Raw genomic sequence first — 13,443 nt, forward strand, 5'->3', positions numbered from 1 at the left:
AAGTAGGAGCAGCGAAATGAGTCAAGTTCCAGTCATCGAACTGCAAGACATTCACGTGCACCACAAGATTCGTGGCGGAAAACTTTTCAGCCCGCGTTTGGTGAAGGCCGTGAACGGTGTGAACTTTACGGTGCACCGCGGACAGACCGTGGGCATCGTGGGCGAATCCGGCTGTGGGAAGTCCACTTTGGCCTCCGTACTAGTTGGGCTGCAAGAACCAACCAGGGGCAAGGTGCTGTTCAACGGTGAAGTGGTGGCAAAGCGCAACGCGGCCGGACGAAAGGCCTTTGGCCGTTCGGTAGGCGTGGTCTTCCAAGATCCCGCCACCGCGTTGAATCCGCGCATGTCCATTATGGATACGCTCACCGATCCACTGCGCGTACATGGAATCGGCAATGACAAATCCCGCCAAGCCAAGGCGTTGGAGCTGCTGAACGTGGTAGGCCTGCCTGCCTCGGCTGCCTCTGCGCTACCTAGTCAGGTCTCTGGAGGCCAGCGCCAACGTGTAGCTATCGCACGAGCCTTGGCCTTGGAACCGGACGTTATCGTGGCTGACGAACCTACCAGCGCACTAGATGTTTCGGTGCGTGCTCAGGTACTGAATTTGCTAACAGATCTGAAAACCCAGCTGAACTTGGCCATGGTTTTCATTTCTCACGACATTCAAACTGTCCGCTACGTCTCCGACGTAATTTGCGTGATGAATTCCGGAGAAATCGTTGAACGCGGCGACGCTGCGCAAGTTTTCGATTCACCAACCAATGACTACACCCGCACTTTGCTGGGTGCCGCTCCGGCCCTGCTGGAACACTAAAAATCCATAGCCTGCCTAACGCAGGCTTCAGAAGAAAGATCCGATTTCCGTGGCTTATCAGAATAATCCAAAATACACCGGCGTCATCCCACCGGTAGTTACCCCACGCACTGCCGACGGAAGCATTGACACTGTTGGCCTGGACGCCGTAGTTGAGCACCTCATCAAGGGTGGAGTCAGCGGGCTGTTTGTGCTTGGCTCCTCGGGCGAAGTCCCATACCTGACCAATAGTGAACGCGATAGCGTATTGCGCCAGATCGTTGCCACCAATGCAGGACGAATTCCGGTACTGGTTGGTGCCAGCGAACAGACCACCGCTCGCGTAATCGACGAAGGCTCCCGACTCATCGCTTTGGGCGCCGACGCCTTGGTAGTGACCACACCGTTCTACGCCATCGCTAACGGTTCAGAAATCGAAGCTCACTTCACCGCAATTCACGAAGCGCTGAAGGTCGTTATCTTCGCCTACGACGTGCCAGTTCGTACGCACCACAAGCTGCCATTGGATGTGGCAATTCGTCTTGCTGAATCCGGTGCCATCGTTGGTGTTAAGGACTCCTCAGGCGACGACGTATCCTTCCGCCAGCTGATCCTGGCCACCAAGCATGTCCAGGGGTTCTCGGTCTTCACCGGACACGAAGTTGTTGTGGATGGCGCACTCTTGGGTGGGGCACACGGCGTTGCCCCTGGCCTTGGAAACGTCGACCCGGCCGGTTACCGTCGCCTCTTTGATCTTGCCCAGGCGGGTTCGTGGGCTGAAGCTGCCGCCGAACAGGATCGCCTCGCACGAGTCTTTGACATCGTTTACACCCCGGATGCATCACGAGTCTCTCCTGGCGCAGCCGGGCTGGGCGCGTTCAAGACCGCATTGGTAGAACTGGGTGTCATCTCCTCCAATGCGATGAGCGCACCAATGGTGAACCTGGACGAAAGTGAAGCGGCGAAGATCCGCGAGATCCTTGCCGAAACCGGCCTGCTGGCCGTGGCTGTCAAGTAGGTTCAAAACCAGTGCAAGAAAAACACAGCGGCACCGGCGCAGTGCTGGCCTTAGATGTAGGCGGCACAAAAATCGCCGGTGCCGTAGTCCACCCCGATGGCAGTACTGGCTTTCGTGCCCAACTTCCCACCCCAGCGCAAGCTGGATCTACGGCAATAATTGAGGCCATGGATTCAGTAGTTGCTCAACGGCAGTCGCACTGTGACAGCGTGCCTGTTGGACTAGGTATTGGATCCGCCGGGGTCATCGATCCACACACTGCGAAGGTGGTTTCGGCAACCGATACGATTCTAGGCTGGGCTGGAACAGATCTGTCGGCCGCTCTGGGTGACGCTACCGGGCTAGAAGTGCGCGCCGTCAACGACGTCCATGCGCACGGTTTAGGCGAAGCTCGATTCGGCGCAGGCCAAGGAGCCGACTCGGTCATGCTGCTGGCCGTTGGCACCGGCATCGGTGGTGCGTTTTTCACCTCAGGGCAATTAGTCAGCGGATTCCATCACGTAGCTGGCCACATGGGTCATATCGATTCGCCCTACGCCGCGGGACTTGAATGTTCTTGTGGTCGGTTTGGCCATGTTGAAGCAATCGCTGCAGGACCAGGAATCTATCGGCACTATTAGCGCTTGGCCAACAACCCTGACGTTGGTGACACTAAAGCAGTGACCACGCTGGCCAACTCCGGAGATCAACAGGCACATAAAGCCTTGTACATCGGGGGATTAGCGGCCGGAAGCGCCACTGGTTCTCTGGCCAACGTTCTTGATCCGCAAAGGATCATCATTGCCGGTGGCATGGCCGGAGCCGGCGACATCTGGTGGGATGGGCTGCGCGCAGGCTTCGCGGCTAGCGCCATCAATCTTGTCAGCGGCACCGAACTGAGCGTCGCCAAACTCGGAACTGACGCAGCACTTATCGGAGCAGCAAGCCTGTTCTGGACAGAAAGTTAGAGGAGTAAAAGTTGTTGTTATCAGCGACGGACCTAGAAAAACTACGTGGATCATTGATCGTCTCGGCTCAGGCATATCCGGGGGAGCCGACGCGTAATCCACAGATCATGGCGCAGGTGGCTGCCTCAGCGGTCATCGGTGGTGCCGCGGCGGTGCGAGTTCAAGGCATAGCTGATATTCAGTTCACCCGCTCAGCCGTTGAAGTCCCGGTGATTGGTCTGTTCAAGGATGGACACGAAGGCGTATTTATCACTCCCACCATCCACCACGCATTGGCTGTGGCAAACGCAGGAGCGCATATTGTTGCCTTGGATGGCACGTCGCGTGAGCGTCCGGACGGAAAATCACTTACTGAAACGATTACCGCGGTGCATGAACGTACCGGTGCCTTGGTGATGGCTGACTGCGGCTCACTAAATGATGCATTGGCGGCGGCCGAGGCCGGGGCCGATCTGATCGGAACCACACTGGCCGGCTACACCGGCGAACGAGAAAAGACCGAAGGCCCAGATCTAGAACTGTTGGCGCAGATCGCCGGGGCGCAATTGGGCCGTCCACTGATCGCTGAGGGACGGATCCACACTCCAGCACAAGCTAAATCAGCACTTGATGCCGGTGCTTTTGCGGTGGTTGTCGGCACTGCTATCACCCATCCGGCCAGCATCACCGGCTGGTTTGATCAAGCGATGCGAGGCTAGTTCCAATTTGGTGTCTCTCGTTTCGTGCAGACTAGGAACTGACCTAGGCTTAAGCGCAGAACCTTATTCCTGCACGATCGGAGAAAACCAGTGGACGCTTTCATCAAAGGCCCAAGCAAGCGCGATGTAGCCGGTATGAAAGCCGCGTTTGGTGACGTTGAGGCCGGCGACGTCCTTTCCGTACTCTACAAAACCACTCGATTCGGCAACTTCCTGATTACAGGTGCCGCGCACGCAACGGTTCTTGACGACGTGATGGTAGGCGGGCTCAACGCTGCCGCTGCCAAGAAAAAAGCCAAGGACACTGACGGTGCAGAAGTGATGCAGCGTCAGCCAGATAAGGACGTTCGCGCTTTCCCCGCCATTTTTGAAGGCGACTTTGCGCCAGAAGATATCGAGGTCGCCCAGCTTTCCCACGGAGACTTGGTTGTTGCCTCCTTCAGCCAGAACCCTTATGGCGATTTTGTTGTCACCGGCGTCGTTACTGAAGCGCAGAACGATCACGAGTACTTGATGGTTGGCCCGTGGATCTTGCAGACCGCCCAAGGCCAGGGCTTGCGTTTGCTCTCGGTGCAGCGCGTGGCCGCCAACGGCACCCACGTGGCTCCGGTGCCTACCCGTCGCGGGCTGGTTGAGGTCGACGGGCTGGCTTAGCCGTACTGACTACGCAGGGCTTCGCCGAGAATTCTGGCGCCTTCATCAAAGGCGCCAGGATTTGGCCCCGAATAGTTGAGACGCAAAAATTGTCCAGATTCTTCGGCAGGGAACCAGCTTCCACCCGCAGCAATGGCCAACTTGCGCGTTTCGCAGTCTTGTTCCAACTGCCGCAAGTTGGTGCCATCGGGTAACTGCACCCAAAGGTTTAATCCGCCAGGCGGAACGGACTGCAGGTGAGCTTCGGGGACGTGCCGGTGGAGCGCGTTGATCAGTTGATCTCGTCTATTGGTCAACTGCTGGCGCAATGAACGCAGGTGCGTGCCCCACCCCGGCTGGGTAACAACATCCAAGGCCACCGCCTGCAACGGGCCACTGACGTACATTGACTGTGCCTGGTTATCTGCCAAAATCCGATCACGTGCCGGACCGCGAGCGATCAGCCCGGCCACGCGCACCGCCGGGGAGACACTCTTGGTCAGAGAACGCAGATAAACCACGTGCCCCGTGTCATCGCGGGCGGCCATGGGCGAAGACTCGGTGGAAATCCCGAAGTCCTTGGCCCAATCATCTTCGATCAGAAAAGCGCCACGAGCTTTAACAATCTCTAAAACACGTTCGGACACCAAAGGGGACCACTGTGCCCCTGTGGGGTTTGCAAAATTCGGGTGAGCGTAAAAAGCCCGTGCCCCAGTGCGCTCCAAGGCACGATCCAGTTCGTCGGTGTCTGGCCCGTTAGGCCCAGTTGGGACCGGCACCAAGCTCACACCGACTTGTGCTGCAGCCATAATGGCGCCCCAGTAGGTGGGGGATTCGATGAGCATTGGTTCGCCCTCACCGACCAACGCACGGAAGATAGAGCCCAGTCCGCTTTGGCTTCCAGGCAAAATGACAACATCTCTGGCAGTGGGCGCGCTCAGTCCGGGAAGCAGGTGTTCGTTTAGTTCGGAAGCGAACCATGCTTGTAGCTCGGGAAGACCTGCCGGCTCGGTACGCAGCAGTACCGACTCGGTGCGTGCTACTCGCGCGAAGGCCGACTTCACTAATCTCTGGGGCAACAATTCACGGTCTGGATAACCCGAGTGAAGAGCGATGACATCATTGGGCAACACCCGTTGGCTCGGATGTACCTGAGGCAAATGATTGCGCGTAGCGCCCAATGCTGCGGTCTGCCATCCGTAGTCGTTTGGTCGGGGTACCGGGATAGAGCGCACGAAGGTTCCAATACCCGGGCGTGACTCAATCAGCCCTTGAGTGATGAGAGTGCGTAAGGCTTTTTGAACCGTCACCGGGCTTAGCTCGTAGTCCGCAACAAGTTGGCGGGTGGAGGGAAGCTGGGCGCCGGTTGGTGCAGTGGAAATCCACTCACGCAGTTTCGAGACAAGCCGTTCACTGCTACTGTTAATCATGAAAGACAATAGTACCGCTACTCTGAAAACGCCTCAACCGCTACTGGGGACCTCAGCGGGTTTGATCTGGGGCATAGCTGGCGTCTGCGCCTTCTCGCTCACCGTCCCATTCACCCGAATCGCTGTTTCGGACGGAGGCATGGATCCCTTGTTTGTCGGATCTGGCCGAGCTGTTATTGCCGCAATTTTGGCCACGGCGGCACTTTTACTCACTGGGCAAAGGCCTCCGAACCGCACACAGTGGGCCAGACTGAGTGTTGTAGCCCTGGGCGTAGTCGCAGGTTTTCCTCTGTTGACGTCGTTTGCATTAACCTCGGTCCCGGCCAGCCATGGTGCTGTTGTCACCGCAATTCTCCCAGCAGCAACAGCTGTTGCATCGGTACTGCGAACCAAGGAACGACCTAGATTGCCTTTCTGGCTGGCCGCGGGACTTGGTGCCGTCGTTGCAGTCGTGTTCGCCGCCATTAATGGAGGAGGAATAGCCGGCCTACAAAGCGCAGATATTCTGCTCATTATCGCGGTGATCGTTTGTGCCATCGGCTACGCAGAAGGCGGACTGCTCTCCAGAGAACTAGGATCATGGCAAACAATTTCGTGGGCCTTGGTGCTCGCCTGCCCCATGATGGTTACCCTGACCGCCATCAGTTTGAGCAACAGTATTCCTGCCGGTGGAATTTCGAGTTGGGGTTCCTTTGCCTATCTGGGCATTGTAAGCATGTTCCTCGGATTTGTGGCCTGGTACCGCGGTCTGGCTATTGGGCCAATGTCGACGGTCAGCCAGGTTCAATTGGCTCAACCAGTCATGACGATGGGCTGGGCTGCTCTATTACTGGGCGAACATATCGGTTGGAAAACCCTCTCCGGAGGACTCGCAGTCATTGCGTGCGCGTTGCTGGCAGTCCGCACCAGAAACTCTGATCCTAAATCTACGTTCCTTCGACGCTAGGTGCGTTAGACGTATTTTGCACCTTCGTCTGTCATGATAAATTCACTAGCCAACTATTGGAGTCACATTGAAACTGTTCACCGGTCTGAGCGCATTCCCACTTACCCCGATGAAGGATGAACGAGTGGATGAAGGATCATTCACGAAGCTGATTCAACGATTGAACAAGGCCGGCGTTGACTCGATTACCGCGCTAGGATCCACCGGATCCTATATGTATCTGAGCCGTGAAGAACGCGCTCGCGTAGCGCGCTTAGCAGTCGAACATGCCGGCAACGTTCCTGTGCTTGTAGGCGTCGGTGCGATACGGACGGCCCACGTACTTGAACACATCGATGACGCAAAAGCCGCTGGTGCCGCCGGCGTACTTTTGGCGCCAGTGGGCTATCAAAAGCTGAGTGACGATGAGGTATTTGACCTGTTCCGAGCTGCCACGGAGCACAGTGAGTTACCTGTGGTTGTTTACGACAATCCCGGCACAACTCACTTCGAGTTCAGTATCGAACTCTATGCGCGCATAGCTGCACTACCGGGGATCGCATCAATCAAGATTCCAGGGGTGCCCACCGACCCTGTCGCTGCGAAAGCCCATGTGTCTGCGGTCCGAAAGGTGATTCCGGAGCACGTGAGCATCGGAGTCTCCGGTGATGGATTTGGAGCTGCTGGGCTGATTGCTGGCTGCGACGCGTGGTACTGCGTCATAGGCGGAACGCTTCCGGAACCGGCGCTTGCCATTACACGAGCAGCGCAATCTCAGGATGATGAAGTGGCCCTGCAACTTTCGGGTCAGCTGAATCCAATATGGGAACTGTTTGCTGAATTCGGTGGCAGCCTGAGGGTAACTGCAGCCATCGCCGAACACCTCAAACTGGTGAACCACAATTGCCTTCCGCTACCAGTTCAAGGGCTAAACTCTGAACAACGAGAAAGAGTAGCTCAGGTTCTTAAGGAGCTTCCCGCTAGATAGCCTTTACCTCTAGCCTGGAGCCAGATGAGCAGCTGTTAGCAATCAGAGCATTGGAAGGTTTTCTATCGTGGCACGCATCGTGAGGTTTGATCACATTGGTATCACCGTCGCGGATATCGATGAAGTCGCTAAGTTCTTTGTGAGCCTAGGCCTGAGCATTGAAGGACGAGCCGATGGACTGGAAGGCGAATTTCTTGAAACCGTCAGCGGAGTGCCCAATTCGCGTACGAATATCTTGATGCTCAAGGCCCCCGACAGCGAGGTAGGTATTGAGCTTTCCAGCTTCGAGAAACCGGAGCACGGCCCGGGACAACCGTACGCTATGGCTAATGAACTAGGCCTGAGATCTCTTGCCTTTGAAGTTGATGACATCGTGGCCGTGATATCCGAGCTAGATGCACAAGACTATACATTGATTGGCGGTCTCGGTGAATATGAGGGTGTCTGGAAGATGGCCTACATCAGGGGACCCGAGGGGCTAATTGTTGCCCTGGCCCAACGGCTTTCCTAAACAGCGAAGATCGCTTAAACAAATGTGGCGTCCACACTCATTTTGAGTGTGGACGCCACATTATTGTCTTTAGACAGAAGCCTTCTTTAGCGACTTCTCACTGATCGGAGCATTGTCGCTGGCGCGTAAAGCTCGGAAGTACTCCATCGCCTCGTCTTGACGCTGCGCTTCTCCACCGGAGGAGATGTCGGCACGCAGGTGGTCTTGGGTGTAGCCGAAAGCATCCACCAAGTCCTGAGCGTGTGGACGTAGGCGGGCGAGCAACCGGTTGAGGTAGCCGGGAAGGGTGCGTGCACGCTGCATCGACAGGTGTCCGTTGGCCAAATACCAGCCCAAATCCTCTTCGATCAAGGTCAGCGCAAATACATCGCGCAACCAGGTCACGACCTCTAGGGTTGCTGGATCCTCGATCTTTGCCAGTGCAGCTGTGAATGCTTCCCAACGCAAGAGCTCACCGTGATCTCGTGCCGCAGAAATGAGCAGATCCTGATTCTCGTTGAATGCTGCTGCACCCTTGGCCTTGTCCTTACCAGCCGCACGCAACGCATTAGCTACTTCAGCAACCTTGGCATTGATGCGTTCGGTGAGTAGCGCACGCTGGTTGTCAGCATCCTTGAAGAAGTTAGCGCTCTTACGCTCGTCAGAGGCATCCGCAAATGCTTGGCCAACCTTGCGTAGACCAGAACGGTACAGTGCGGTAGTACCAACCTGTCGAGCAGCGAACAACGCCATGGCACCGTTATCAAGCTTGCGGAACTCCGAAGCGTAGTCCGTCAGCAGACGCTTGCCAACCAACTGAAGCAACACGTTGTTGTCACCTTCAAAAGTGACGTAGACGTCTAGGTCTTGGTAGAGCTGGGTGAAACGGTTCTTTGCGATAAAGCCTGCGCCACCGCAAGCTTCGCGGCTCTCTTGAAGCGTATCCAGCGCGTCCCAAGTGCTCAATGGCTTCAGCGCTGCCGCCAACGTTTCTAGATCTTGGCGATCATCATCGCTGTCTGCGCGGCCGGAGAAGACAGCATCAAACTTGTCCAACAGACCATCGTGAGCAAAGGATGAGGCGTAGGTTCGTGCGATGCGAGTAATCAATCGGCGCTGATGACGCTGGTAATCAAGCAACGTGGTCTCTTCGGTATCAGAGGTCGAATTGAACTGACGGCGCTGGTTGCCGTAGGTGACAGCGATCTGCAGAGCAATCTTCGATGCGCTGGTCGCTGCGCCGTCCAATGAAACACGGCCCTGGACCAGGGTGCCGAGCATGGTGAAGAATCGGCGGCCCGGCGAAGAGATCGAGGAGGAGTAGGTTCCATCTGCGTCGACATTGCCGTACCGGTTGAGCAGGTTGGTGCGGGGGACTCGTACGTTGCTGAAGTGCAGGCGTCCGTTGTCGATACCGTTCAAGCCGCCCTTGAGTCCATCGTCTTCGCCGCCAATGCCGGGCATGAAGTTGCCCTGCTCGTCGCGAATTGGAACGTAGAAGCAGTGCACGCCATGGTTGACGCCCTTGGTGATCAATTGGGCGAAAACGGTTGCGGACTTGCCATGCAAAGCTGCGTTGCCAAGGTACTCTTTCCACGCCGCCTTGAACGGAGTGTGAATGACAAATTCGTCGGTGGCTTCGTCGTAGGTGGCGGTGGTGGCCACTGCAGCCACGTCTGAGCCGTGACCAATTTCAGTCATTGCGAAAGCGCCTGGCGTCTGCAGGTTCATTGCATCCGGGAGCCACTTAGCGTGGTGCTCTTCGGTACCAAGGTGAAGTATGGCACCAGCAAAAAGACCCCACTGGACGCCGGCTTTGATCTGCAGTGATGGGTCTGCGGCCACGAGCTCCTCGAAAGAAGCGATGGATCCACCATGATCGTCGTAACCACCGAACTTCTTCGGGAAGGCACGCTGGACAGCTTCTTCTTCAACCAGCAAGCTCAACTGTCCCAGAACGCGTTCGCGGTGCTCATCCATCGCCAATGATGGGTCGCGCTGCAGATCTGGACGTGCGGCGCGTGCGCGAGAAGCCTTGCGAACTTCCGCGTAGGGGCCAAGCAACTGTTCGGCCAGGGCAGTGACGTTGATGCGGTTCTCGCTCATGACGTACCTTTCATTCCTTGATGATTCAGTGAATTCGTTTTTACGATCTTTAGGCATTGATCTCTACCGAAGTTGAGGTGATTCCGTAGGCAAGCCAGTTGGTTAGTTCGAGCGCCATCGCTTCGAGACTCGGCTTTGAATCGGATGCGGGTAGGCGAAGCCATTGTTCTCCAGCTGCACGAACCATTCCCAAGGCTGCTCGGGGCCAAAGGCTCAAGGCAGCGGGGGTGGCTTTTTCGTCATAGAGCTTTAACAGGCGAATGCTAATGAGAGAGGAGGCTTCATCGAAAAAGTCGTTGAGTGCTCCGGCTGATTCATCATCCGCTGATCGCTGTGCGCCTGTGACGAAGTAATACAGATTTGGGCTGTTCGTGGCCAGCTCAAGGTAGGCAGTAACCATGGCGTGTAAGGAGCTGAGTTCTTTGTCCTTGGCCAGGGCTGCGGCGATAACCCTTTCGCGGAAGTCGTTAATGACCTTGGCGCTGAGCGCTTGGCGTAGCCCTTCCTTGTCACCGAAGTATCGGTAATAGACAGGCTTGGAGGTCTTTGCGTGGCTAGCAATGTCTTCCATGGAAACTTGTGGGCCGAGCTTGTGCACGGCCTTACGAGCTAACTTAAGCAGTTCCTCATGGCGAGCGGTGCGATGCGCCTGCCAGCGGACGGCCCGGCCGTCTGTTTCACCTTCTAATACTTCAGTGATCTTGTTCACGTAACTCAGAGTATCATGTACTCTTGGTTACAGTAATACGTGTCACAACAATCTTTGTAGGAGCTTTTTGAACATGAGCCAGCAGTCTGCGCGCAACGCCGTGATCATCGGTGGCAACCGTATCCCATTCGCCCGTTCCAACACCGCCTACGTCAATGCATCAAACCAAGACATGTTCACCGCCGCACTCGAAGGGCTGATTGCACGCTTCGGACTGCAGGGTGAACGCATCGGCGCCGTCAGCGGTGGCGCAGTACTAAAGCATTCCAAGGACTTCAACCTGATCCGCGAATCTGTACTCGGATCCTCCCTGGACCACGCAACTCCTGCCTACGACGTGCAGATGGCTTGCGCGACCGGCATGGAAGCAATCGGTTCCCTGGCAAACAAGATCAAACTTGGTCAGCTTGAATCCGCAATTGGTGGTGGCGTAGACACAACTTCCGACGCACCAATTGCTGTATCGGAAGCCCTGCGTGGCATTCTGCTAGAGCTATCCCGTGCACGCAGCACCAAGGCAAAGCTTGCTGCCCTTGCAAAAATTCGCCCTGCACACTTGGCACCTAACGCACCAGGTACCGGCGAACCGCGTACCGGACTGTCTATGGGCGATCACCAGGCACAGACCACCAAGGCCTGGGGCATCACCCGCGAAGCTCAGGATGAACTAGCTTTGGCCAGCCACAAGAATCTGGCCGCCGCCTACGACCGCGGATTCTTCAACGACCTGGTCACGCCATTTAACGGCCTTGCCAAAGACAACAACATGCGCGCCGATTCCAGCATGGAAAAGTTGGGTAAGCTCAAGCCAGCCTTCGGCAAGAATCTTGGCGACGAAGCAACCATGACCGCCGGCAACTCAACCCCGCTCACCGATGGTGCATCGGCTGTTCTTCTTGGCAGCGAGGACTACGCGCTGAGCCATGACCTACCGATGCTTGCCAACTTTGTGGACTTTGAAGCAGCTGCTGTGGACTTCGTTCATGGCGCCGAAGGTCTACTGATGGCACCTGCGTACGCCACCGCTCGGATGCTCAAGCGCAACAACCTCACCTTGCAGGACTTCGATTTCTACGAGATCCATGAGGCGTTCGCGGGCACCGTCCTTTCGACCCTCAAGGCCTGGGAAGACGAAGAATTCTGCCGCGAGAAGCTCGGACTAGACGCGCCACTGGGCGCTATCGACCGAACGAAGCTCAACGTTAACGGTTCATCGCTGGCAGCAGGACACCCATTTGCCGCTACCGGCGGTCGCATCATCTCCAGCACCGCAAAGATGCTGCACGAAAAGGGTTCCGGACGCGCACTGATTTCTGTCTGTGCCGCAGGCGGACAGGGCGTAGTAGCAATTTTGGAGGCACGTAGCTAATGGCTGATAAGTACATGGAACTCGTAAACACGGGAGCCACCAAAAAGCTGGCCAAGCTCCTTGGCCTCCCACGACCACCGCGCCTACGCCGATACAGCGTTGATAGCCCACTGCTACCAGGCCCGTTGTTGGTGCTGGGTACCAGTGCTCGTGCTCAAGAGCTCAGCGATGTTCTGATCTCTTGGGGACTTGATGTGCGTCGCCATGATGCAGGGGACGCCAAACTTGGTGGTCTGTTGTTGTTGCTTGATGAGGCAGCGCATCCAGAAGAACTTTCACCAAACATGCTTGCCGCAGGTCGCGCCCTACGCCAGCTGCTGCCCGGCGCACGTGTTGTCTCGTTCTCCCGTCCAGCGCTTGCAGAAGATGAACCGGCTCTCGCCGCAGTACGTCAGGGCATCGACGGTGCCATGCGTTCGGTTGGCCGTGAAGTGCGTGCAGGAGCAACCGCCAACGGTATTGTGCTGGAAAATTCCACCAGCATCGTTAGCCCCAGTGCGCTGGCAGCACTTCGCTTCTTCCTCTCGGGTCGTAGCGCCTACGTGGATGGTCAGTTCCTGACCGTGCGTAATGAACAGGGTGTTCTTCCAGAAGACTTCGCCAAGCCATTAGCCGGCAAGGTCGCAGTTGTTACCGGTGCAGCACGCGGTATTGGTGCGGCTATTGCTAGCACCTTGGCCCGCGACGGTGCACAGGTTGTAGTGGTTGATATGCCACAAGCAGGGGATTCCTTGGCCAAGGTGGCGAACTCCATCGGAGCGACTACCCTTCAACTTGATGTCACCGCCGCTGATGCTGCACAGCAGATTATGGATCATGCCATCGGCCGTCACGGCTCATTGGACCTGGTGATCCACAACGCCGGCATCACTCGTGACAAGCTGCTGGCCAACATGGACGCAGCGCGTTGGGATTCGGTCATCGCTGTGAACATCGCGTCTCAGTTGCGTATGAATGAGGCGTTCCTGGCCGCTGGGTTGCCAAACCTTCGTATCGTTTCGTTGGCGTCGACTTCTGGCATTGCTGGAAATCGTGGGCAGTCCAACTACGCTGCATCTAAGGGCGGAGTTATTGGCATGGTGCGTTCCAGCGCCAAACTATTCGAAGCCAACGGCGGCTCCATTGCAGCCGTTGCACCGGGTTTCATCGAAACGGACATGACTTCGAAGATTCCTCTTGGTACGCGCACCGTGGCACGAATGGTGCTTCCATCCCTGATGCAGGGTGGTTTGCCTCAGGACGTGGCCGAGGCGATCAGTTTCTTGGGTTCAGATTCTGCTGCTGGACTCAACGGTCAGGTACTGCGCGTTTGTGGTCAATCGCTGGTGGGTGCCTAA

At 56.6% G+C, this 13,443-nt stretch carries 11 protein-coding genes and 2 pseudogenes; 10 read left to right on the plus strand and 3 right to left on the minus strand.

Annotated features, from left to right (window positions below; all coding sequences use genetic code 11):
- Positions 1-19 precede the first annotated feature (19 nt).
- From AC1Z3F_RS04990 to AC1Z3F_RS05010, 5 genes and pseudogenes are all read left to right on the plus strand, one after another.
- Positions 20-814: pseudogene (locus AC1Z3F_RS04990) on the plus strand (ABC transporter ATP-binding protein); the annotation flags it as partial.
- Between the two features lie 49 nt (positions 815-863).
- Positions 864-1,811, plus strand: a complete 948-nt coding sequence (locus tag AC1Z3F_RS04995; protein WP_262197814.1) for a dihydrodipicolinate synthase family protein — start codon at positions 864-866, stop codon at positions 1,809-1,811.
- A gap of 41 nt (positions 1,812-1,852) precedes the next feature.
- Positions 1,853-2,758, plus strand: a pseudogene (locus tag AC1Z3F_RS05000) (ROK family protein).
- A gap of 11 nt (positions 2,759-2,769) precedes the next feature.
- Positions 2,770-3,456 carry an N-acetylmannosamine-6-phosphate 2-epimerase gene (locus AC1Z3F_RS05005; RefSeq protein WP_131088156.1) on the plus strand — a complete coding sequence of 229 codons (687 nt, stop codon included), beginning with the start codon at positions 2,770-2,772 and terminating at the stop codon, positions 3,454-3,456.
- Between the two features lie 90 nt (positions 3,457-3,546).
- Positions 3,547-4,110, plus strand: a complete 564-nt coding sequence (locus AC1Z3F_RS05010) for a hypothetical protein (RefSeq protein WP_131088157.1) — start codon at positions 3,547-3,549, stop codon at positions 4,108-4,110.
- Here AC1Z3F_RS05010 and AC1Z3F_RS05015 read toward each other — a convergent pair.
- On the minus strand, positions 4,107-5,519 hold the full coding sequence (locus AC1Z3F_RS05015) for an aminotransferase-like domain-containing protein (RefSeq protein WP_131088158.1): 1,413 nt from the start codon (positions 5,517-5,519) through the stop codon (positions 4,107-4,109). The genes AC1Z3F_RS05010 and AC1Z3F_RS05015 overlap by 4 nt on opposite strands.
- On the opposite strand from AC1Z3F_RS05015, the gene AC1Z3F_RS05020 reads away from it, so the two are divergent.
- The 3 genes from AC1Z3F_RS05020 to AC1Z3F_RS05030 all read left to right on the plus strand — a co-directional run bounded on the left by AC1Z3F_RS05020 (position 5,518) and on the right by AC1Z3F_RS05030 (position 7,943).
- Positions 5,518-6,465 carry a DMT family transporter gene (locus AC1Z3F_RS05020; RefSeq protein ID WP_131088159.1) on the plus strand — a complete coding sequence of 316 codons (948 nt, stop codon included), beginning with the start codon at positions 5,518-5,520 and terminating at the stop codon, positions 6,463-6,465. The two genes, AC1Z3F_RS05015 and AC1Z3F_RS05020, sit on opposite strands and share 2 nt — an antisense overlap.
- Positions 6,466-6,538: 73 nt before the next feature.
- Entirely contained in the window at positions 6,539-7,432 is an 894-nt protein-coding gene (locus AC1Z3F_RS05025; protein WP_207306500.1) for a dihydrodipicolinate synthase family protein, read from the plus strand.
- 67 nt (positions 7,433-7,499) lie between these two features.
- The gene (locus AC1Z3F_RS05030) at positions 7,500-7,943 is read left to right on the plus strand and encodes a VOC family protein (RefSeq protein WP_131088161.1); all 444 of its coding nucleotides are present in this window, start codon (positions 7,500-7,502) and stop codon (positions 7,941-7,943) included.
- Positions 7,944-8,012: 69 nt separating this feature from the next.
- On the opposite strand, the gene AC1Z3F_RS05035 is transcribed toward AC1Z3F_RS05030, so the two are convergent.
- Together AC1Z3F_RS05035 and AC1Z3F_RS05040 are read right to left on the minus strand one after the other, a co-directional pair.
- A complete protein-coding gene (locus AC1Z3F_RS05035; protein ID WP_131088162.1) occupies positions 8,013-10,028 on the minus strand; it encodes an acyl-CoA dehydrogenase family protein in 2,016 nt (671 codons plus the stop codon).
- 49 nt (positions 10,029-10,077) lie between these two features.
- On the minus strand, positions 10,078-10,737 hold the full coding sequence (locus tag AC1Z3F_RS05040) for a TetR/AcrR family transcriptional regulator (RefSeq protein WP_131088163.1): 660 nt from the start codon (positions 10,735-10,737) through the stop codon (positions 10,078-10,080).
- Between the two features lie 73 nt (positions 10,738-10,810).
- Here AC1Z3F_RS05040 and AC1Z3F_RS05045 point away from each other — a divergent pair, with 73 nt between their 5' ends.
- Both AC1Z3F_RS05045 and AC1Z3F_RS05050 read left to right on the plus strand, forming a co-directional pair.
- Complete coding sequence (locus AC1Z3F_RS05045; protein ID WP_131088164.1) at positions 10,811-12,106, plus strand: acetyl-CoA C-acetyltransferase; 1,296 nt, start codon at positions 10,811-10,813, stop codon at positions 12,104-12,106.
- Positions 12,106-13,443, plus strand: a complete 1,338-nt coding sequence (locus tag AC1Z3F_RS05050) for a 3-oxoacyl-ACP reductase (RefSeq protein ID WP_131088165.1) — start codon at positions 12,106-12,108, stop codon at positions 13,441-13,443. Before AC1Z3F_RS05045 ends, AC1Z3F_RS05050 begins: the two co-directional genes overlap by 1 nt.

Source organism: Glutamicibacter sp. MOO4 (genome assembly GCF_056934395.1).